Genomic DNA, 19496 nt, shown 5'->3' with positions numbered 1-19496 from the left:
GTCGGAACCGATGAGGCGCGGTGTGCCGTCGCTGTCGAACCCGTCGACAAGCGGATTTCGCAACGAACCCTTCAATTGAATGACCGATTGGCGTCGCCGGTTCCGCACCAGCCGAACTCACCCCAGCGCCCCTTCGCGCGACGCAAGCCACATTCCGCACGCGATCCCAAGCGCTGCACACGCGCCCGAAGCAAGCTCCAGCGTGCTCGCCGCGCGCCAGTGCATCCGCAGCGTCGCGGGCGGCACGTGCGGATGCACGGCCAGCACATATCCGCGGCGGTCGAGGAACACCACATCGATCGGCCACTCCATCCCGAACGTGTGGATCGCACGGCACGGCCGGATCAATAGCCCCTCATGCGGCCTCAAGCGCGGGCGGCCGAGCAGCCCCCGCATGCGCTCGCCCCATCGCGCCGCCACCCTCGCGCGCAGCACGACACCGGCACGGCCCCACACCAGCGTAGTCATTTTCACGGCGACTCCTTGCGCATGCACGCGGAGTCCATGGCCAAGCTTTTGTCGATGCCCAGCTTGCGCATCCGGTAGTACAGGGTTTTCTGGGGCAGCTTCAGCAAGTTGCTTGCGCGTTGAGTCGCCCCTTCGGTCGCTTCGAGCGCGCGCTCGATCAGGCGCTTCTCGAATGCGTGCACGAGTTCGCGCAGCGACAGCGAAATCGTGTCGTCCGGCGGCCCGTCCTCGTCGTCGAACAGCGAAAGCCCCAGCACGTAGCGGCAGGCCGCAGCATGCAGTTCACGGATGTTGCCGGGCCAATGGTGAGCGAGCAGTTGGGATTCGACCGCGAGCGAAATGGGCGCAGGCGTCTTGCCGAGCTGTCGTGCATATTGATCACACAGCTTCACGAACAGCGGACATATCTCCTGCATCCGCTCGCGCAGCGACGGAATGTGCAATTGCACGACGCGCAGCCGATAGTAGAGGTCGCTGCGAAACCTCCCGGCCTCGACGAGCTTGTCAAGCGGCACCTTCGTAGAGGTGATCACCCGGAACTCGCTCTTGATGAATTGCGTCGACCCGAGGCGCTCGCACCCGCGCTCCTGCAACGCGCGCAGCATCTTCGCCTGCAGCGCCAGCGGCATGCTGTCGATCTCGTCGAGATACAGCGTGCCGCCGTGCGCCACCTCGATGCGGCCCGCGCGGCGTTGTCTCGCGTCGGTGAACGCGCCCGCCTCCGCGCCGAACAGTTCGGCCTCGGCGAGATGTTCGGGCAGCGCGGCGCAGTTGATGGCGACGAATGGCCCCGTCCGGGCAGACGCCTCGTGCAGCAGTTTGGCGAGCGTGTCCTTGCCGACGCCGGTCTCCCCCTCGATCACGATGTCGATCGGCAACCCAGCCAATTCCTCCAGTTTGTCCGCGGCGAGCCCGCAGCGAGCCGCCCACTCGGCTAGCGGAGTCGCCGCCGGCGGCTTTGCGCTCGACATGCGAGCGCCGCCGATCCGGCGCGGCGCGGCTATCGTTTCCGCGGCCTCGCCCTGCATGACGCGCGGCTCGACGATCTGCCCCTGCCGCACGAACAGCCCGTTTTCGCGCAGAGACGAACTGACTATGTCGTCGATGCCGGCCATCAGCTCGCCGTTGCTCGACCAGCTGCTCAATATCTCCAGGACAAAAGGATCAGGCACCCATGCGCCGCCGAGTCCGCCGCCGATGAACGCACGGCACGCGGCCGAATCGCAGATCACGTCGCTCGTGGTCGCGGAGTCGAGGTCGAACCAGGTCTTGACAAGATACAGACGCAACGACGTGGAGAGCTCTTCCGGCGTGGTGTTGGCCCTGTCCCACTCCCCATGTTTGATCAGGAGTGCATTCAGCGTGGGCCAGGGAACGATTTTCCTCATTTCCTCCAAGAATTTTCTGCGGCGCGTACGCGGCGCCGACACAGGTCCATTTGATAGCTGCATCGAATCCACCTCGAATAATTCATCGCTTCCAGTGCGACTCGCCAACCCGCTGTTTGCATTTTTATCAATGCGATTGGCGTCGCCCTCTCCCCCCTGCCCGACAGCGGGTGACGAGACCGCCCGCGCCCTATCGCCATTGACGCCCGGCCGCCCCCTCCCCCCATTCCTCTCCCGCCAACGGAAGAGGCGGCTTGTAATTGCGTCCCGGCGCAAACGTGTCCGCCGCGCCGTTCTCCGCCATCGAGAATGCTTTGCCGTTCAGGTAAGCGGCCAGGCGGCCGTGCATCGAAGTCCTGGCCGGCGGCGCAAAGCGCAAGCCGCGTGTCGCGAACAGCCACGCGGATGACTCTTCCGAAGCCATGAAGCGCGTGCTCCCCAGCATGTCGTGAGCCTTGTCGGCGGCGCGTGCAACGAGCTGCTCCAGGCCGTAGCGCACCAGCAGCAGGCGAGCCAATGCGCCGTCGAGATGCGGGCCGCTCGCCTCCACGTCGCGGGTGGCGCCCTCCAGCGCCGCGAGGCTCAACTGCACAGCCATCGCCAGTTCGACGCGATCGCTGTCGCTCCAGCCGGCCCGCTCGACAACCTGCTCGACGAGCCCCGCGCAGGCGCCCAGATACGATGCGCTCACCAGCAACTCGAACCAGATGAACCCGACGACCTGCGCCGGCTCAAGCCGGTGCCTGCGCCCTGCCGAAAAAATCATCCGGTCTGGCACGAAGACATTGCTGAGCTGCAGCTCGTCGCTTTCCACGCCTGCCAGCACACGGTTCTGCCAATGCGGCTTGCGCACGATCCCGTCGGATTCGGCAGGAATCAACGCCACCATCAAAGCCTCGCCTTCATCGCTCCTGCTCACATAGCTGGTGACCAGCAGGTCCGTCGAGTGGACCAGGCTGCACGGCTTCTTGCAGCCGCTCAGCAGCACGCCCCCGCTCACGTCGGACGCCGTCATGCCCGAATCCAGGATGCCGCGCCCCGGCACCCCTTCGGCGAACCCCGACGAAAGCAACAGGCGGCGCTCGGCGATCGCACGCAGCCAATGCGCTTCCGCGCCGCCTCCCTGGTCGACGAGCGCCAGCATGCCGGCGATGGAAAACTGATGCATCGCGCTGGCTATCGCGAGGGATGGCGAGCGAGCGCCGAGCGCAACCTGGACATGCAACGCGTCGAACGCGCCAGCGCCGAGGCCGCCGAAGGCCGTCGGAACCAGCAGCCCGATCGGCCCGGATTCCTTGAAGCGCAGAACGCAACGGCTGGGTTTCGCTTCCCGTTCGGCAAACGGCATGCCTGCCAGCGCGGCATCGAAACCGGGTGCATGGCGATCCATCAGCTCGCGGGAGCGCTGCAATAGGGTGAAAGTCATAGGCGTCGGCTTACGTGGAAATTGTCGTTGTGGGCGACGTTGTCAACGATCATTCGAACTCCTTTATATCGTTTTGTTTTGGCGGTCATTTCACTCGCACGCTTTAAGCGCGCAAAGCCAATTAGCCTCAATCGCGATCAAGCCCCCGCCGCAAGCAGCGCGGAATCCGACTCGAAGAGATTAATTTCGGCAATCTACTTATCAATAAAATCTACAATTCGCGTATTACCTGGCGAACCGGGGAGGCACCTTGGTAAGTGACCGAACAGCCTCTCTTGGTTCCACTTCGACGGACGATTAATCGAGTCGCGGCGGCCCAAGACAGAGCGCTCATGCGCGCTAATCCAGTGCTTTTATCATACAAAACAAATGGCGATTCCTCTCATTTACTTAATTTATTAAGACATCATCACATAATACATTTTCATTTCGTTTTAATTTTTATTTTCTTTCTAATTTTTCACTGATGTAACTAAGAAATATCTCAATCAAACAGGATGTCGTAGGACATGAAAGAATTGCGAAGTGGCCGATGATCGACACCGGAAAAACGATTTCTGGAACATAGCCTGGATGCGGCGCGCCGCCATCCAGGCGATTTCCGTTGGAACGCCCGACGCGTTCGCGGCACCTACACAAGACACGTGCAACGTACCGCACCGTCCAACTGAAACCACCCGGCCCGATCATGTTCAATACGATTCTCGCGACACGCGCGATCGTCGACGCGCAGCAAAAGACGCTGCAGCGCACGACGGCGGCGACCCTCAACGCGTCGCGCACCAAGCTGTACGTCGATGCGTCGTCGTCCATGCACGTCGTCGCGCACAATTCCCATTCGAAGATGCTCGCCGCCATACGCAAAACGATGCAGGAAATTCGTTTCTGATAACCCCTGCGCCGGCACGGCGAGCGTCCCGCTCCCCCGTGCCGGCCGCCTGTCGCCGAGGCTGCACCATGACCGCCGTCCCCCCAGTCGTTCAAACTCCGTCTTCGCCGGCGCGCGCGGGGCAAGCCGGCGCTCCCGCGAGCGCCGTCCCCGGCACGGCCCCGGACTTTCTCGCCGCCCGGGTCGCCACCGCATCCCATCCCGCGGTACTCGCCGCGGCAGCGGCGGCGCAACAGCCCCGGACAAGCGGACTGCGCTGGCTCGACGCACTGTCGCAACAGCGCGCCGGGCTCGACCGCGCGATCGAACGCACAGTCCGCATCGACGCGCGCAATCCCGCCGGCACGCCGGCGCAGATGCTGCGGGCCGCGCGCCTGTTATCGAACTACACGGTCAGCACGGTGTTCGTCGCGAAGGTGATCGGCAAGGCCACGCAAACCGTCGACCAACTCGTGCGGGCGCAATGATCCGCCAGAGCCGAGCCGCGCTGCTCTGCGCCGCGCTCCTTTTGAGCGCGTGCGGGCAGCAGAGCGAACTGCGGCAAAACCTCGACGAGGAAGAGGCCAACGACGTGCTCGCCACGCTCGACCGCTACGGCATCGTGGCCCGCAAGGAGGTCCGCAGCGACAGCTTCACGATCCGCGTCGACGCGAGCGATTTCACGCGTGCGGTCGAGATCCTGCGCGAAGAGGGGCAGCCGGCCGGCAAGCGAGCCACGCTCGGCAGCGTGTTTCGCAAGGAAGGCATGGTGTCGACGCCGCTCGAGGAGCGCGCGCGTTATCTGTACGCGTTGTCGCAGGAGCTCGAGCGGACGCTGCAGCAAATGGACGGCGTGCTGGTCGCGCGCGTGCATGTCGTGCTGCCCGAGCGCGTCGCGCCCGGTGAGCCGTTGACGGTGGCGTCGGCGGCCGTGTTCATCAAGTATCGCCCCGACGCCGCATTGGATCTCGCCCTGCCGCGGATCAACCGGCTCGTCGCCCACAGCTTGCCGGGCCTCGCGAACGCGGGGCCGTCGGGCGTCTCGGTCGTGCTGTCGCCGGCGGCCATCACGCAAACGCCGATGCCCCCGCAGCAGGTGGACGCCGCGCGCCGGCAGCGCGAAGTCCGGCGCTGGTTCGCGACCGGGGCATTCGTCATCGGTCTCGTGCTAAGCAGCATCGCGGGCGCGTGGTACGTGATGCAACGCACGTCGTTCCGGCTGCGCGGGCGCAGCCCGGGCAAACACGACGCGCCGACTACCGATGCATGATCCCGCGTGGCTGCGATTCTGGTTCGAGCCGTGGCATTGGGCAAGCCGCGAATGGGGTGAACACATGCCCGTGCATTGGCCGTCGTCGCCATTCGAGCGACGGACCCTCTACCTGGCCTGGTGCCGCCGCTTCGCGCTGGCGCCGGGCTGGCGACAGCGCCCGGACGCGCCCGTCGGCGCATTGCTGTGCGCCGCCCCGGCGTTGCTGCGCGCTGCCGCGCCCGTGATCGGCCAGGCGGTGCGCAGGGCCATGCCGCCGCCAACGGGCGCGGCATGGCCGGATGAGCAGCCGGTATCGCCCGCGCTCGCCCGGCGCGCGCTCGGCTACCTGGCCGCTCGTCCGCTGTGCTTCGCCGCACCGGCTCCCAATGGAGCGCCGGCCAATGCCGATGCGGCCTCGCTTGGGCTCGCGGCACTGGCGGCGCTCGCCCAAGCCTACGCACCCGATGCGCTGACGCGAATCGCCATGATGCTGCCGCCGGCGGCCCCGCCCGCCCCGTGGTTCGCTTGCGCGACGGATTCCGATGCGGCGCATCTGCTGAGACTCTGGCGCACGTTGCTGCGACAGGTGGAAGCTCTCGCCGATGAGCGTAACGAAGCATGAGCTTCATCGCGCGCCGTTACTCATTCCCGCAAGGGCACAGCATCGTGGGCCCGATCGTCGGCGCTGCCGAACTGGGGTTGCTGACGCAGGCGGATAGCGTGCTCGCACGCGCGCGCGCCGATGCACTGCACATGCGCGCCACCCGTGCCGTGCGACGCGCCACGCTCGATCGGCGCGCCGCGCGTCTGCGCACCGCCGCGCTTGCCGCGGCGCGCGCCGAACTGGACGCCCGCTTCGCCGCCGATGCGATGAAGCTCGCGACCGGCTACCGCGACCTGCGCAACGATCTGATCGGAACACTCGCGCCGCTGCTCGACGACGCGCTCGCAACCGCGCTGCGTCACATCGGCGACGCGCTGCCTCGCGAAGCCCGTTTCGCGTTCGCGATCGAAGCGTTGCGCGAGGCAAGCGAACAGGCAGCGGGCCCCGCGAGCGGCGCGACGTTGCACGTCAACGCGAACGACATGGACCTGCTGCCGTCCAGCCGGACCCTGCCTTGGCCGGCCAGGGCGGACCGGTCCCTAGCGTGTGGCGAATGCCGGCTCGCCACCGCTGCCGGCGACTGGACGATCAGGGTCGACGCGCTGATCAGCGCGCTCGCCGGCGGCGCCGGCGCGCCGCACGCGCACGACGACCACGACGGCCCACCCGCGCGTGGCATCGACCATCCCGCCGCCCGCGACGCGGACCCGCTGGCCGCTGCCGACGGCGAACTCGGCACGTAGGCCGCCCGACTCGCGCGCCGAGCAAGGAAACGGCCGCGGGCCCTTGGCGTCCGTCGCCGGGTACACCGTTTCCACGTCCAGCCGCACCGCGCGCCCCGCGATCGTCGGCGTCACGCACAACGCGAGATCGGGCGGCAGGCGCGGCTGGCTTGCCCCGCCCGGCGCCGCCACCTGCGCGGACATCGCCGAGAGGTCGAGCAGCGCGGTGGATCGATCGATGACCGTCGAGCGCTGGCGCGAACGCACACGCACGACGCCTGCGTCGATCAGTTGCTCGAACGTCCATTGCGCCTTGTCCCCAGCGATGCCCTTCAGCCGATCGATCGATACGGCGTTGCGCACAGGTGCCGGCGTGACGCCGTCGATCGCGCGTTCGACGCGTGCCGCATCGGCGGGATCGAATTCCAGCAGCGCCGCCTCGACGTCGATGCGCGCCACCCACGCGTCGAGTTGCGCAACGAGGCGTTCATATTCGCTGCGCCGTTGCGCGACATCCCGAACGATCACGCTGTTCGTCTGAACATCGGCGACGATCGCCGGCTCCGCCTCGCCCGCCGGCGCGGGGGCCGCCGGTCCGCCGGCCTGCCATCCGTCCGGAAGCGGCGGCGGTTGCTGAGAGGCCGCATAGAGATTGGGAAACATCGCCCACCCGGACGACGGTTCAATGGGGGTTCGCCCGCCCTGCATCAGCGCGCGCAACTGCGTGGCGACGCCCGGCACCGTCACGCGCTGCCCGTTGATCACGGTGTCCCGGTCGTCGGCCCACGCGTTCTGCAGCCGGAACACCATCGTCTCGCGTGCCGCGCTCCGCGCCGCCGGCGCCCGCGGGTGTTCGCGCTTCAAACGGCCCAGCAGTTGCCGTACCAGCGCGACGTAGGCGGGCGGCCCCGACACCAGCACGACGCCTCGTCCCGGCGCTTGCCCCCAACCGAAACGGGCGTCGAACAAGCCCACGTCGACGAGCGCCTGTTTCGCGTCCTCGACGTCGAGCGAGCCGAGATCGATCGTCTCGACGCGGCGCGCGCCGGCGCCGATGTGCAATGCGCCGTTGAACACGAACCAGTCGACGCCCTGCGGCAGCACGAGGTCGAGGAATGCCGCCGCGCTCGGCGCGCGGATGCGCGCGTTCACGCGCGATGCCGGGAGTGCGCCGTCGAACTTCAGCGCGAGCCCGTGGCTGCTCGCGAACGCGCGCAGCACGTCCGCGAGCGGTGTCGACTCCGCGAGGTACGCGTAGGGTTCAGTCCAGTTCAAAGGCTCGCCCGATGCGGCGTGCGCGCCTGCCAGAAACGTTGCCGCGGCTGGGCCGACGCAGAGCGCCCGCCGCATGCGTGCGAGCCTTCGCGTAAAACCGTCAACGCATTTCATTGAGCACGGACCTCAGCAGGTTGAAGCGCATGGACAGATCGCTTGTCGCCTGCCAATTCGCGAGCGACGCGGCGCGCAATGCGGCCAGGTAGCGGCTCCATTCGCCGATCTCCCCGGGGCGCAGCGTGCGGCTGACGCGGGCGACATCGCGCACCGTATCGTCGACGCGCCGCTCCGCATCGGTCAGCTGCTGCCGGTTGGAACCGGCGAAAACACGTTCGATGGTCATGTCATGCCCCTTGTGCGCCGAACAAGCGCGTGAACAGACGCCGCCCGCGGGGCGTGTCGAGGTAGGTGTCGAGCGCCCAGCCGTAGAGATCGACGTCGATGAAGCGCCGGCCCGAGCGCACGAGTCCCGGCACGGTGCCCCAGCGGGTCGCGCCGAGCGCGGACACGACGCGCTTCGAAACACCGTTGGTCGCGAGCACCCATGCGACGAGATTCCGGTAACCGTGCGCGACGGCCAGGCAGAGGATGAAACGCGCAAGCGGCCCGGCGAGCCCCCGTCCACGCCAGCGCTGCGCAATGTGGAGCGCGACTTCGACCGTGTGCGCGCAGGCGGCGCTGGCCCAACTGAACGCCTGCAGCGAGCACCACGCCGCAATTTGGCCGTCGCGCTCGACAACCCACAGCGGCCAGCGCTCCCTCGCGAAGCGTTCGATGAAGGCGTGGGCGGTGTCCGTGGTCCAGGGGACGCCAGGCGAATGCAGGCCGTCCGTTGCGCGCTCGTTGTGGAGTGCCGCGAGCTGCGCGGCATCCGATTCGGCCGCCGGCCGCAGGCATCCGTCGCCAAGCACGGCCCGCAGGCTTTGCAATGCGATGCCGGCGCCGGTCATGTGTTGAATTCCCGAGGATCGATGCGGTCTCCAAGGTGCTCGCGCAGCTTGGCGCGCACGCGCGAGAGCCGCGAACGCACGGTGCCGACCGGCACGTCGAGGCGCTGTGCGGCGTCTTCGTACGACAACCCGTCGACGCAGACGAACTCGACCAATTGCCGCGTCGATTTCGGCAACGCGGCGAGGAATTCGAGCAGGCGCTGGTTCGTTTCGCGCAGGGCATGCATCTCGGCAGGATCGGCGCCGTCGGCCGGCAGATCCAGGCATTCGGCAACGTCGAGAAACTGGAAGCGGAAATTAGGCGAGCGCGATCGGTGATGGCGCACGACATTGACCGCGATGCCGAAGAGCCAGGTTTGCGGCATCGCTGTCCCACGGAACCGTTCGAGCGAGCGCAGGGCCTCCACGTAGGTCACCTGCACGAGATCCTCCACGTCCGACGGGCTATTCACGCGCCGCGCGATGAAGCGATACAGGCGCGTACCGAAGCGGTACGCGAGGTCGGCTATGTCGAGTTGACGTTCGCTCGTTTGCGGGCTGCCGCCGCCATGCGGCGACGCGTAGTCGTTCTTCATTATTCGTCTCTCCATTCGGTGGTTGCCGTATCACACAACGCGTATCGACGACTCGTCTAGGCAAGAAGGGTGCCATGCGGGATGAGCACGCGTGGCCGGCGTCGAGCCGGTGCAGACCGGCCGATTCGTTCTCGAAACCGGCAATCGGCGGCGCTTGCGCGCGCAACTATTGAGAAGCCGGCTCGTCTCGCGCCCGGCGCGGGAAATGGAACCGCCGACGCACGCGCCGGCACACACGACAAGCCATCCCGATCACGCTGTTCAGACGGAACCCTCGCCATGGACCGAATTTCCGAAGCGGCTCCTACGGAGTCCTATACTGTTGCCATCCCGATGCCCGCCCCGGCATCCGCCCATACCGTGATCGACGTGGACGTCGACATCGTCCGGCAGGAATTGATGGATCGGCTGAAGGAGACAGCCACGCACTTGACCGACGAAAATGCGGAAATGCTGCTCGCGATGCTGGGTGAGTTCGGCGTAATGAGCCGTGCCGACATCGACGAACTGATCGGCACGGCGAGAACACGCGATCAGTTGCGCGCCGTCGGCTCGGGCGTCATCGTGTTCCTGTCGAGTTTTGCGCTGGGCGGCGCCGTCAATACCGCGCTCGCCTCCGTCAGCACCACACTGGCCGGCAAAATGCTCGCCCCGCTCGCGGGCAATATCACGTCGGCCGTTCTGAACCCGACGGTGGCCCAGGCAGCCGAGGCAGGAAGACTGCGGCCGCGCTATCAACCGCTCCCGCCGCCGGGACCGGGCCCCGTCAGCTTCTCAGGAAAAAAAGGCGATGCGCACATCACGGACATGCCGTTCAGGAATTTTGTCGGCACGTACATGTTGGCCGACGCCATCTCGGCCCAGGCCGAGCTGACCCACTGGCCGCACTACCTGATGCGAACCGTTGCCGGCATGGCTGCAACGGCTTGGGCCGCCCGAGACATCCGTGCCGGCGTCGAAGCAAAAGCGGCGGCAAGAGGAGAGCCGGTTCGCCAGAGCTGGCTCGATGCGAGCGATATCCGGCAAACCAGGGCAAAGCTGCACGCCCTCAGACGACCCGCGCGAGAAGCGCTCGCCGGGTACGCACAGGATGTCCTGAACAGCGCGCGCCACCTGCCCCATGCGCTCCTGACGACCGCCGCGAGCCCCAGGCTGCCCGCGTCGCTCGCGGCCCTGGCGCCGACCACGCTTTTTTCGATGCTGCGCGAGGCGCTGCCCGACCAGCAGATCCTGTTGAAGGCGCTGGCGGATTTCACGATGGTCACGCCGGGCTGGGAAAACCGGCGCGTCCTCGAACACTACATCTCGGGAGGCCGGCCGGAATTCAGCCATGCGAGCGCCGCGCAATCCGCGACCGAGCGGATGGATCGGCTCACGCAAACGGTGAAGACGCTTGCCGGATTTCTTCCTGCGCGCAGCGCCCCTGCCGACATCGAACCCGGTTCGCCCGATCCGTCGCCCACCGAGTCCGACGCGCCTTGGGCGCCCTTGCTCAGGCTCGAACATGAACTCAGAAATAGCACCTTGAACGGCACCGCGACGCGTCGTTGACACGACCTCGTCAGCACGCCTCGACACGCAGCAGGAAACACCATGTCCAACTCGTCCATCACCCCGTATCAAACCCAAATCGTGCCGCCCGTGGTACCGGACACGCCCGCATCGCAGGAAGCCGCCGAGGAAGCCGGACTGCATTTCGGCGAGCGCATCGAGCGCGAACGGCACGCAACCGGCGAAGGCGTCCATCCGCACGTCGACCGGCAGCGCTTGACGGTCGCGAGAATCGAGCGCATCTGGCAACTGTTCTCCGGCGACGCGTCGGCACGCGCGCAACGCGAACGCGCGGCGGCGCTCGTCGCAACCGTGCGCGCGACCGGCGACCTGCCCGCCGGCCTGGCCGCCCAGACGCCCGAACCGTTCTACCGCTATCTGCTCGTCAAGGGCGCTCAGGCGCTTGCCGGGCGGCACGGCGACACGCAAGCGGAACACGTGCTCGCGCGCGCGGCCGGTGCGCTGCAAGACGCGCACGGGCCGCTCTTGCGCGCGTCGCTGAATGCGGTCGATTCGTTCGCGCGCAACCTGGAAACGAGCGACGCACGCGAACGCGCGCGCGCTGTATGCGAGCACCGTGCCGGGAGACGGGACGGCGCTCGACATGCTGATCGCACTCGTCGACCGGTTCGGCGACGCCGAGCTGCCGGGCGCGCTGCGCAGCTTCCGGCAGGCACTGGCGACCGAGATGACCTCGCTGCCGCGCTCGGCGCCGCTTGCGCGCCTGCACGGCCTGTTGCGCGGCATGGCCGACGCCGCGCAAGTGCGCGCGGCGCTCGACGCGGCGGACCGGATCCGCACGCAGTTCGCGCGGCTCGCCGATGCGCCGATGCCGCAGCGGCACATGCTCGCGCGCACGCTGTTCGACATGACGGCCCCCGGCTTCGACCCCGATGCGCTGCGCGAGCTGCCGGCGACGCTCGGCCTGCCGGCCGGCGCGCACGCCGCATGGTGGCGCACCGTCGAGCGCGAGCTGCGGCAGCTTGCGCCGTCGCACTGGGAGGATGACGGCGACCGTGCAGCGGTGCTCGCGCAGCTTCGCCCGCGCGCCGGCTCGGCGCTCGGCTGACGGCGTCCGCGATGTTGCCGCCCCCCGTCGCCCGGGCGCTTGCGCGCATCTCCACGCAGCGCTCGGAAATCGTCGTCGCGACGCTCGTGATGACGATCCTGTTCATGATGATCGTGCCGCTGCCGACCGCGCTGCTCGACGTATTGATCGCGCTCAACATCGGCGCGTCGGCCTTGCTCATCGTGATGTCGCTCTACCTCCCCGGCCCGCTCCATTTCTCCAGCTTTCCAGCGGTCCTCCTGCTGACGACGCTGTTTCGGCTCGGCATCGAGATCGGCACGACGCGGCTCATCTTGCTCCACGGCGACGCCGGCGAAATCGTCGAGACGTTCGGCCGCTTTCTCGCGGGCGACAACCTCACGGTCGGGCTGATCATTTTCCTGATCGTGACCGTCGTCCAGTTCCTCGTGATCACGAAGGGGGCCGAGCGCGTCGCCGAAGTGTCCGCGCGTTTTTCGCTCGATTCGGTGCCGGGCAAGCAAATGGCGATCGACAGCGACCTGCGCGCAGGGCTGATCGCCCCCGACGCCGCGCGCGCGCGGCGCGACATGCTGGCCAGCGAGAGCCAGATGCACGGCGCGCTCGACGGCGCGATGAAATTCGTCAAGGGCGACGCGATCGCCGGCCTCGTGATCGTCCTCGTGAACCTGGTGGGCGGCATCGCGATCGGCACGATGCAGCGCGGGATGTCGGTCGGCGAGGCGGTCGAGCACTACTCCGTGCTGACGATCGGCGACGGCCTGATCGCGCAGATCCCCGCACTCCTGATCTCGATGGCCGCCGGGATGATCATCACGCGCGTCGCGCGCAGCGACGCGGGCGGTGGCGGCGCGCACCACGCGCTGCCCGGCGACGGCGACGGCGACGACGCGCCGAACGTCGGCCGCGAAATCGCGGCGCAGCTGCTCGCCCTGCCGCAGGCGTGGCTGGTGGCGAGCTGCATCATGCTGCTGTTCGCGCTGGTGCCCGGCATGCCGTGGCCGGTCTTCATCGCGCTCGCGGCCGGCGGCTCGTTCATCGGCATGCGGCGGTTGAGAAAGGGCTGGGCGCTGCAGGAAGAAGCGGCGGCGTCCGCGCGCGGCGCCGACGATCCGATCCCGGACGATCAAGACCTGCGGCGCTTCGTGCCGGCGCGCCGCCTGGTGCTGAAACTGTCCGCCGCCATGCACGCGGACCCGGCGAGCGATGCGTTCGTGCGCGCGATGCGCCGCGTGCGCAACCGTATCGTGCTGAGCTACGGGCTCACGATACCGGAGATCGAAGTCGAGGCCGACGACGCGCTCGCGGGCGACGCTTACGTGATCGAGGTGCAGGAGGTGCCCGTCTTGCGCGCCCGGCTGCGGCCCGGCGAGCTGAGCGCGCTCGCGCCGGAGCTTGCGCTGCGGGAGGCGGGCATCGACGCGCGGCGCGACGACGTCCTCGCGCCGTTCGCGCCGCACTTCTGGCTGACGCAGGACGAGGCCGACGCGATCGACGTGCCCGCCGCGCACCGGTGCTCCGCGCACGACCATCTCGGCGCGTGCTTCGAGCGCGTGTCGTTCCGTTATGCGGCGAGTTTCGTGACGATCCAGGAAGCGCATGCGCTCAGCGCGTGGATCGAGCGCGAGATGCCGGAGGCCGCCGCCCAGTTGCAAAAGGCGCTGCCGTTGCCGCGCTTCGCCGACGTGCTGCGCCGGCTGGCGGCTGAACGCGTGTCGATCCGCAACCTGCGGCAAATCATCGAGACCCTCATCGAATGGGCGCCGCGCGAGCGCGATATCGCGCTGCTCACCGAATACGTGCGGGTTGCGCTCGGCCCGCAGATCTGCGCGGAATTCGCGCACGAGGGGACGCTGCGCGCCATCCTCATCGACCCCGAGCTCGAAGGCCTGTTGCGCGACGCGGTTCGGGAAACCGCGCACGGCGCGTTTCTCGTGCTCGACCCGGATACCCAGCGCAGCCTGCTGGACCAGATCGGCCGGCACCTCGCCGGCAAGCCGATCGCGCAGCCCGCCCCCGTCATCGTCACGACGCAGGATCTGCGGCGCCTCATCCGCATGCCGCTCGTCGACGAGTTCTTCGATGTTCACGTGCTGTCGTTCACCGAGTTGTCGGCCGCGCAACGTGTCGAGCCGATCTTCCATTTGCAGTTGGAAAACAGAATGGAGAACGTCGATTGATGCGGCGCGGCCACAGCTTCGCCTTCGCCTTCGCCTTCGCCTGCGCAGCGCACCCTGCCTCACGTGCCGACGGCCATGCTTGAGCTACGTGTCCTGAACGGCCTGCATCGCGGCGCCACGCTCCCGATCGACGCTTCGAGCGTGCGCATCGGCAGCGACGCGGACAACGATCTGGTGCTGCTCGACCCCGGCATCGAGCCGCACCACGCGACGCTGGTTTGCGACGAGCCGGGCGCATTGCGCTGGTCGCTTTGCAACGCCGGCGAGCCAGCCCCGCTGCCCGCAGGCGCGCCGGTCGATCTCGGCGGCGTCTACCTCGTCGTCGTCGCCGAAGACGCGCCGTGGTCCGCGCCGGCCGCTCGGCCGTCGGCGGCCGAGCCTGCGAATGGGGCCAGGGCGCCTTACGCGCTCGCCGCGTCAGCCGTCGCCGCCCTGTTGCTGGTCGCGGGGATCGGCGCCCTCGCGTACGCGAAGACGACACCTGCCTCGCGCACGCTGCTACCTGTTCCCGCCCCTCGGGCCGCCGAGGCTCGCACGGCCGGCGACGCGGCGTGCGCGCAAAAGTTGCGCGCGCAACTACGCGCGATAGACGAGCGGCTCACGCTCGTGGCCGCACCCGGCGATTGGCGCATCGAGGGAGAACTCGACGGGTCCGCCGAGACCCGTCTCGATGCCGCACTCGCGGCGTTTCGCGCACAGGCTTGCCGCCTGCCGCCGCTGCAATTCATGTACCGCATCGCGGCAGCACCCTCGCCTGCGTCGCTGCCGTTCGCGTTGGCGCAGATCCAGGCCGGCGCGGAGCCGTTCATCGTCACCGACAGCGGCGTGCGCCTCTACCCGGGCAGCTCGTTCATGGGCATGACCGTCGACAGGATCGACGAGCGCGCCGTCGTCTTCGCCGGCCATCCGCCGATCGTCGTGCCATGGTGATGCGCCTTCGCCCCGATCCCGCTACCCGCCGCGGCGTCGCGAGCGCAGGCGCTGCCGAAACCGCCGCGATCCGTGCCGCCGGCGAGGCCTGGCGCGACGCCTGCATTCGACGGCTGGCGACGCTGCCGCTCGCGACGCCGCGCGGCAGGTTGCTGCAGGTGCGCGGCACGCTGCTCGCCGCGCGCGTGCCGAATGTATGCATCGGCGAGTTGTGCCTGTTGTCCGATCCGTCGGGCGGCGTGCATGAGTTGATGGCCGAGGTCGTCGGCTTCAGCGAGCACGACGTCCTGCTGTCGCCGCTCGGCCCGATGGACGGGCTGTCGCCGGCGACCGAAGTCGTGGCGCTGCGCCGCGCGCACGCGGTCCAGTGCGGTGACTGGATGTTCGGGCGCCTCTTCGACGGCTTCGGCCGGCCGCTCGACGGCGGCCCGGCCGGCCCCGGCGAACCGCTGTCCGAGCCGCGCCCGGTTGTCGCCGATGCGCCATCGCCGTCGGCCCGGCCGCGCATCGTCGACCCGCTGCCGACCGGCGTGCGTGCGCTCGACGCGTTCGTCACGCTCGGCCGCGGCCAGCGCGTCGGGCTGTTCGCGGCGGCCGGCTGCGGCAAGACGACGCTGCTCGCGGCGCTTGCCCGCGGTGTCGCGGCCGATGCGATCGTGTTCGCGCTCGTCGGCGAGCGCGGCCGCGAGGTGCGCGAGTTCCTCGAACGCGAACTCGACCCGGCGCTTGCGGCTCGCGCGACCGTCGTCTGCGCGACCTCGGACCGGCCCGCGATCGAACGGGTGCGCGCCGCGCAGACCGCGACCGCGATCGCGGAGCACGTCGCCGCGCAGGGTGGCCATGCGCTGTTGCTGGTCGATTCGCTGACGCGCTTTGCGCGCGCGCAGCGGGAGATCGGGCTCGCGGCCGGCGAGCCGCCTGCGCGCCTCGGCTTCCCGCCGTCGGTCTATGCGATGTTGCCGCGCCTGATCGAGCGCGCGGGCAATCGTGAAACCGGCGCGATCACCGCCGTCTACACGGTGCTCACCGAGAGCGACGACGCGCCTGATCCGCTCGCCGAGGAGATCCGCTCGCTGCTCGACGGGCACATCGTGCTGTCGCGCAAGCTCGCCGAGGCCGGGCGCTTTCCGGCGGTCGACGTGCTCGCGAGCCTGAGCCGCGTCGCCCGCGCGCTGATCGACGATGCCCATGCGCAGTCGGCGTCGGCATTGCGCGCCTCGCTGGCGAAGCACGCCGAGCTCGAATTGCTGATCGAACTGGGCGAATACCGGCCGGGCGAGAACGCCGACGCCGACCGCGCGATCGCCCTTCACCCGCACATCGTCGAATTCCTGCGGCAGAACACCGAGCGCCCGTCCCCCTGGCGCGACACCCTGGAGGCATTACATGACGTCCTTTCCCTCGCTTGAATCGCCGTCGACACCCGCGTCGCACGAGCTCGACGAAGCGCCGCGCGGCCTGTCGTTGCGAGCGCAACGCGCATTGCAGCGCGTACTCGCCATCCGAGCGATGCGCGAGCGTCGCGCACAGAGCGCTTGCTCGCAGGCGCAAGCCGTCCTGGACCGGGCGCGGGAACAGGCCGCCGATGCCGAGCATGGGCTCATGCTGGCGCGGGAAGCGGTCGAGCAGCACCGGACCGTGGCGCTGTTCGGCTGCGAGGGGCGAGTCGTCGAACGCCTTGCGCTCGACGGCTTGCGCCATCGTCACGCACGATGCGGCGACGCGGTGGACGAGGCAGTGCGCTCGTTGGCGTCCTGCCGCGCCGGCGCCGCCGCCCACGATGCGCAGGTCGACCATTGCCGCCGCGTGCTGCATGCGGCGACGCGCGCGAGGATGCGGCTCGACGCGGCGCTCGAACGCATCGCGCGGCGCGCTGCATCGTGAAGCTGCCGCCTCGCTCCATTGCGCAGGTGACGGCGCACCGGCTCCAGCCGCTGGCGGACATGCGGCGCATGGCGGTGGCCCCTGTGCCGTCGCCGTGCGAGCGGCGCGTGCGATGCGAGCGTATCGCCGCGATCTTCGCGTGCCGGGTGGCCGACGCGACGGCCCCGCGCTTCGGTTGGCCGGCAGGCGCGCCGCGCTGCGCGATGCGGTTGCGCCTCGCGCCGCTCGGCGACGTGCGGTTGCGTATCGACGCCGCGCCGTCCGGGCTGCGTATCGAGATTCGCGCGGCGAGGCGGGAAGCCGCTCGCTGGCTCGCACGCGAACGCGTGGGACTCGAACGCCGGCTCGCGCGGCGGCTTGGCTTGCGCGTCGTGGTGGCGGTTTATCCGCGGGGATCGGCATGACCCCATCCCCCATGCTCCGGCGCATCGCCCAGGACGACGTCGACATATCGACGCGTATCGCACATCGCCATGTCGCCGAAGCGAGCGCTTTCGCGCTGACGCTCGACGGCATCGGCCACCTGCCCGCGCCGCATCCGTCGGTGCGGGTCGACACGGCATACGGGCCGCTCGCCATCGCCGGCGCAGCGCCGTTGTGCGCGCTCTTGACCGGCGTCGACCCGGCCTCGGCCGGAACTGACGCGGCGCTCGCCGCGGCCCTGCTCGACGCCGGATTCTCGCTGCTGCCCGAGCCCGTCGCGACCCTGCTCGGCCACCCGATGCCTAAGCCGCCCGGCCCCGGCAGCCATGTCGACACCGCCGCGCACTGGCTGCGGCTTCACTGCCGCGCCGACGACGCGAGCGTCGCCGTGCTGGTCGGCGCGACGCCGCCCACGTGGCTCTCGCTGCTGGAAGCCGGCCACTGGACCCGCCTGCCGCGCAGCCATGCAACGTCGTTCGATGCACTGCCCGCGCGCATCGCCGTCGTGGCCGGCAGCCTGACGCTCCCGGCCGGTCACCTGCGAACGCTGGGGCGCGGCGACGTGCTCCGCCCCGATACCGCCGCGTTCGATTCAGCCGGGCGCGGCCAGGTACGGATCGGGCCGCTGGCGCTGACGCTGCACTGGCACGACCCCGCCAACGCTTTCGCCATCCGGACCATCGAGATCAACGATATCGCCATGACACAGCAACACGACTCCGACCTCGATAACCCTGCCGGGCACTCGCCCGCGCCCCACGGAACGACCCTCGACGATGACGCGATTCCCGCCAACGCCGACCTCGGAACGGAGCCGGAGGTGCTCGATAGCGTGCCGGTCCGGTTGCGCTTCGTGATCGGCGAATTGGATGTGACGCTGGGCGGCCTGCGGGAGCTGGCCGCGGGCCAATATCTGAAACTGCACAAGGGACTGCCGCCCGCCGTGTCGATCGAAGCGAACGATGCGCCCGTGGGCCACGGCGAACTCGTCGACTGCGACGGCACGCTCGCCGTGCAGATCACCCGGTGGCTGCCCCGTCGCCAAGCCTGACCCGGACACGCCATGCTGCCCTCCGATCCGGTCGCCCTCGCGCTGCTGCTCGGCGCGCTGGCGCTGCTGCCGCTCGCTGTCGCGATGACGACGTCGTTTCTCAAGATCTCCGTCGTACTGGTCCTCGTGCGCAACGCACTCGGCGTCCAGCAGGCGCCGCCCACCATCGCGCTGAACGGCATCGCGCTCGCGATGACCCTGTTCATCATGGCGCCCGTCGCGCAGGACTGTTTCGCGCGCTATGAACGCATCGCCGCCGCCCCGGCCGGCATCGAGCTACGCGGCACCGTGGCCGAGGTACAGCGCCTCGCCCCGGTCCTCGACCCGTTGCGCGAATTCCTCTTTCGCAACAGCCGCGGCGACGAGCGACGCCTGTTCGTCGACGCCGCGAGCCGCGCCTGGCCGCCCGAGCGCGCGCGCGCCATAGGCGAACGCGACTGGCCGGTGCTGATTCCCGCATTCGTCGTCTCGGAGTTGCTGGCCGCCTTCGAGATCGGCTTCCTGCTCGCCGTGCCGTTCGTCGTGATCGACCTGCTGGTCTCCAACCTGCTGCTCGCGCTCGGCATGCAGATGGTGTCGCCGATGATGCTGTCGCTGCCGCTCAAGATCCTGCTGTTCGTGATCCTCGACGGCTGGGGACGGCTGCTCCACGCGCTCGTACTGTCGTATCAGAGCTGACCCTCATGGACCCGATCTTCTATTTGCAACAAGGGCTGCTGCTCGCCGCGCTGCTGTCGGCGCCGGCGCTGGCGGTCGCGACCGTGCTCGGGGTCGTCGTGTCGCTGGTGTTGACCGTGCTGCAGATCCAGGACCAGACGCTGCCCTTCGCGGTCAAGCTGATCTCGATCTCGGCCGTGCTGCTCGCCTGCGGGCGCTGGATGGGCGTCGAGATTCTCCAACT

21 protein-coding genes are annotated in these 19496 nt (G+C 68.8%); 14 read left to right on the top strand and 7 right to left on the bottom strand.

Annotated elements, in window-relative coordinates:
* Positions 1-117 precede the first annotated feature (117 nt).
* The 3 genes from J3489_RS29870 to J3489_RS29860 all read right to left on the bottom strand — a co-directional run bounded on the left by J3489_RS29870 (position 118) and on the right by J3489_RS29860 (position 3282).
* Positions 118-468 (bottom strand): DUF192 domain-containing protein, encoded by a 351-nt coding sequence (locus J3489_RS29870; RefSeq protein WP_207004464.1) that lies wholly within the window; start codon positions 466-468, stop codon positions 118-120.
* A gap of 2 nt (positions 469-470) precedes the next feature.
* Positions 471-1856 (bottom strand): sigma 54-interacting transcriptional regulator, encoded by a 1386-nt coding sequence (locus J3489_RS29865; protein ID WP_207004432.1) that lies wholly within the window; start codon positions 1854-1856, stop codon positions 471-473.
* Positions 1857-2046: 190 nt separating this feature from the next.
* Positions 2047-3282, bottom strand: coding sequence for an acyl-CoA dehydrogenase family protein (locus tag J3489_RS29860; protein WP_207004431.1), 1236 nt, complete (start codon positions 3280-3282; stop codon positions 2047-2049).
* Between the two features lie 688 nt (positions 3283-3970).
* Between J3489_RS29860 and J3489_RS29855 the strand changes: the two genes are divergently transcribed.
* The 4 genes from J3489_RS29855 to J3489_RS29840 all read left to right on the top strand — a co-directional run bounded on the left by J3489_RS29855 (position 3971) and on the right by J3489_RS29840 (position 6024).
* A complete protein-coding gene (locus J3489_RS29855; RefSeq protein ID WP_207004430.1) occupies positions 3971-4171 on the top strand; it encodes a hypothetical protein in 201 nt (66 codons plus the stop codon).
* 68 nt (positions 4172-4239) lie between these two features.
* The gene (locus J3489_RS29850; protein WP_207004429.1) at positions 4240-4638 is read left to right on the top strand and encodes an EscF/YscF/HrpA family type III secretion system needle major subunit; all 399 of its coding nucleotides are present in this window, start codon (positions 4240-4242) and stop codon (positions 4636-4638) included.
* Positions 4635-5420, top strand: coding sequence for a type III secretion system inner membrane ring lipoprotein SctJ (gene sctJ / locus J3489_RS29845; RefSeq protein ID WP_207004428.1), 786 nt, complete (start codon positions 4635-4637; stop codon positions 5418-5420). The genes J3489_RS29850 and sctJ overlap by 4 nt, the downstream gene beginning before the upstream one ends.
* Positions 5413-6024 (top strand): hypothetical protein, encoded by a 612-nt coding sequence (locus J3489_RS29840; protein WP_207004427.1) that lies wholly within the window; start codon positions 5413-5415, stop codon positions 6022-6024. The genes sctJ and J3489_RS29840 overlap by 8 nt, the downstream gene beginning before the upstream one ends.
* A 521-nt stretch (positions 6025-6545) precedes the next feature.
* Here the strand turns inward: J3489_RS29840 and J3489_RS29835 are convergent.
* The 4 genes from J3489_RS29835 to J3489_RS29820 form a co-directional block, all read right to left on the bottom strand.
* Positions 6546-8003, bottom strand: coding sequence for a secretin N-terminal domain-containing protein (locus J3489_RS29835; RefSeq protein ID WP_207004426.1), 1458 nt, complete (start codon positions 8001-8003; stop codon positions 6546-6548).
* Between the two features lie 100 nt (positions 8004-8103).
* Entirely contained in the window at positions 8104-8346 is a 243-nt protein-coding gene (locus tag J3489_RS29830) for a hypothetical protein (protein WP_207004425.1), read from the bottom strand.
* Between the two features lies 1 nt (position 8347).
* Positions 8348-8953, bottom strand: a complete 606-nt coding sequence (locus J3489_RS29825) for a GNAT family N-acetyltransferase (RefSeq protein ID WP_207004424.1) — start codon at positions 8951-8953, stop codon at positions 8348-8350.
* Entirely contained in the window at positions 8950-9528 is a 579-nt protein-coding gene (locus tag J3489_RS29820; protein WP_207004423.1) for an RNA polymerase sigma factor, read from the bottom strand. Before J3489_RS29820 ends, J3489_RS29825 begins: the two co-directional genes overlap by 4 nt.
* A 279-nt stretch (positions 9529-9807) precedes the next feature.
* On the opposite strand from J3489_RS29820, the gene J3489_RS29815 reads away from it, so the two are divergent.
* The 10 genes from J3489_RS29815 to J3489_RS29770 form a co-directional block, all read left to right on the top strand.
* Entirely contained in the window at positions 9808-11079 is a 1272-nt protein-coding gene (locus J3489_RS29815; protein ID WP_207004422.1) for a hypothetical protein, read from the top strand.
* A 502-nt stretch (positions 11080-11581) separates the two neighbouring features.
* On the top strand, positions 11582-12148 hold the full coding sequence (locus tag J3489_RS29810; RefSeq protein WP_207004421.1) for a hypothetical protein: 567 nt from the start codon (positions 11582-11584) through the stop codon (positions 12146-12148).
* A gap of 11 nt (positions 12149-12159) precedes the next feature.
* Complete coding sequence (gene sctV, locus J3489_RS29805) at positions 12160-14307, top strand: type III secretion system export apparatus subunit SctV (RefSeq protein ID WP_207004420.1); 2148 nt, start codon at positions 12160-12162, stop codon at positions 14305-14307.
* Positions 14308-14382: 75 nt separating this feature from the next.
* A complete protein-coding gene (locus tag J3489_RS29800) occupies positions 14383-15237 on the top strand; it encodes an FHA domain-containing protein (protein WP_207004419.1) in 855 nt (284 codons plus the stop codon).
* On the top strand, positions 15237-16646 hold the full coding sequence (locus tag J3489_RS29795) for a FliI/YscN family ATPase (protein ID WP_207004463.1): 1410 nt from the start codon (positions 15237-15239) through the stop codon (positions 16644-16646). Before J3489_RS29800 ends, J3489_RS29795 begins: the two co-directional genes overlap by 1 nt.
* Positions 16624-17121 carry a hypothetical protein gene (locus J3489_RS29790; protein ID WP_207004418.1) on the top strand — a complete coding sequence of 166 codons (498 nt, stop codon included), beginning with the start codon at positions 16624-16626 and terminating at the stop codon, positions 17119-17121. The genes J3489_RS29795 and J3489_RS29790 overlap by 23 nt, the downstream gene beginning before the upstream one ends.
* Positions 17118-17525, top strand: coding sequence for a hypothetical protein (locus tag J3489_RS29785; protein WP_207004417.1), 408 nt, complete (start codon positions 17118-17120; stop codon positions 17523-17525). The genes J3489_RS29790 and J3489_RS29785 overlap by 4 nt, the downstream gene beginning before the upstream one ends.
* The gene (gene sctQ, locus J3489_RS29780; RefSeq protein WP_207004416.1) at positions 17522-18595 is read left to right on the top strand and encodes a type III secretion system cytoplasmic ring protein SctQ; all 1074 of its coding nucleotides are present in this window, start codon (positions 17522-17524) and stop codon (positions 18593-18595) included. Before J3489_RS29785 ends, sctQ begins: the two co-directional genes overlap by 4 nt.
* 12 nt (positions 18596-18607) lie before the next feature.
* Positions 18608-19273: a type III secretion system export apparatus subunit SctR gene (gene sctR / locus J3489_RS29775; RefSeq protein WP_207004415.1), complete on the top strand. Its 666-nt coding sequence runs from the start codon at positions 18608-18610 to the stop codon at positions 19271-19273.
* A 5-nt stretch (positions 19274-19278) separates the two neighbouring features.
* Positions 19279-19496: flagellar biosynthetic protein FliQ (locus J3489_RS29770; RefSeq protein WP_207004414.1), on the top strand; the 218-nt coding region annotated here is incomplete at its 3' end.

Source organism: Trinickia mobilis (genome assembly GCF_017315705.1).
Classification (GTDB): domain Bacteria; phylum Pseudomonadota; class Gammaproteobacteria; order Burkholderiales; family Burkholderiaceae; genus Trinickia_A; species Trinickia_A mobilis.
Note: the sequence above shows the minus strand (reverse complement) of the source record. Positions and strands in the feature narration are given on the sequence as shown.

What these genes read in the sequence shown, in the direction of transcription:
- J3489_RS29790 (WP_207004418.1), top strand. Translation starts at nt 16,624, where the DNA reads ATGACGTCCTTTCCCTCGCTTGAATCGCCGTCGACACCCGCGTCGCAC.
- sctQ (WP_207004416.1), top strand. Translation starts at nt 17,522, where the DNA reads ATGACCCCATCCCCCATGCTCCGGCGCATCGCCCAGGACGACGTCGAC.
- sctR (WP_207004415.1), top strand. Translation starts at nt 18,608, where the DNA reads ATGCTGCCCTCCGATCCGGTCGCCCTCGCGCTGCTGCTCGGCGCGCTG.
- J3489_RS29840 (WP_207004427.1), top strand. Translation starts at nt 5,413, where the DNA reads ATGCATGATCCCGCGTGGCTGCGATTCTGGTTCGAGCCGTGGCATTGG.
- J3489_RS29870 (WP_207004464.1), bottom strand. Translation starts at nt 468, where the DNA reads ATGACTACGCTGGTGTGGGGCCGTGCCGGTGTCGTGCTGCGCGCGAGG.
- J3489_RS29795 (WP_207004463.1), top strand. Translation starts at nt 15,237, where the DNA reads ATGCGCCTTCGCCCCGATCCCGCTACCCGCCGCGGCGTCGCGAGCGCA.
- sctJ (WP_207004428.1), top strand. Translation starts at nt 4,635, where the DNA reads ATGATCCGCCAGAGCCGAGCCGCGCTGCTCTGCGCCGCGCTCCTTTTG.
- J3489_RS29820 (WP_207004423.1), bottom strand. Translation starts at nt 9,528, where the DNA reads ATGAAGAACGACTACGCGTCGCCGCATGGCGGCGGCAGCCCGCAAACG.
- J3489_RS29825 (WP_207004424.1), bottom strand. Translation starts at nt 8,953, where the DNA reads ATGACCGGCGCCGGCATCGCATTGCAAAGCCTGCGGGCCGTGCTTGGC.
- J3489_RS29815 (WP_207004422.1), top strand. Translation starts at nt 9,808, where the DNA reads ATGGACCGAATTTCCGAAGCGGCTCCTACGGAGTCCTATACTGTTGCC.
- J3489_RS29855 (WP_207004430.1), top strand. Translation starts at nt 3,971, where the DNA reads ATGTTCAATACGATTCTCGCGACACGCGCGATCGTCGACGCGCAGCAA.
- sctV (WP_207004420.1), top strand. Translation starts at nt 12,160, where the DNA reads ATGTTGCCGCCCCCCGTCGCCCGGGCGCTTGCGCGCATCTCCACGCAG.
- J3489_RS29800 (WP_207004419.1), top strand. Translation starts at nt 14,383, where the DNA reads ATGCTTGAGCTACGTGTCCTGAACGGCCTGCATCGCGGCGCCACGCTC.
- J3489_RS29850 (WP_207004429.1), top strand. Translation starts at nt 4,240, where the DNA reads ATGACCGCCGTCCCCCCAGTCGTTCAAACTCCGTCTTCGCCGGCGCGC.
- J3489_RS29860 (WP_207004431.1), bottom strand. Translation starts at nt 3,282, where the DNA reads ATGACTTTCACCCTATTGCAGCGCTCCCGCGAGCTGATGGATCGCCAT.
- J3489_RS29865 (WP_207004432.1), bottom strand. Translation starts at nt 1,856, where the DNA reads ATGAGGAAAATCGTTCCCTGGCCCACGCTGAATGCACTCCTGATCAAA.
- J3489_RS29810 (WP_207004421.1), top strand. Translation starts at nt 11,582, where the DNA reads ATGCGGTCGATTCGTTCGCGCGCAACCTGGAAACGAGCGACGCACGCG.
- J3489_RS29830 (WP_207004425.1), bottom strand. Translation starts at nt 8,346, where the DNA reads ATGACCATCGAACGTGTTTTCGCCGGTTCCAACCGGCAGCAGCTGACC.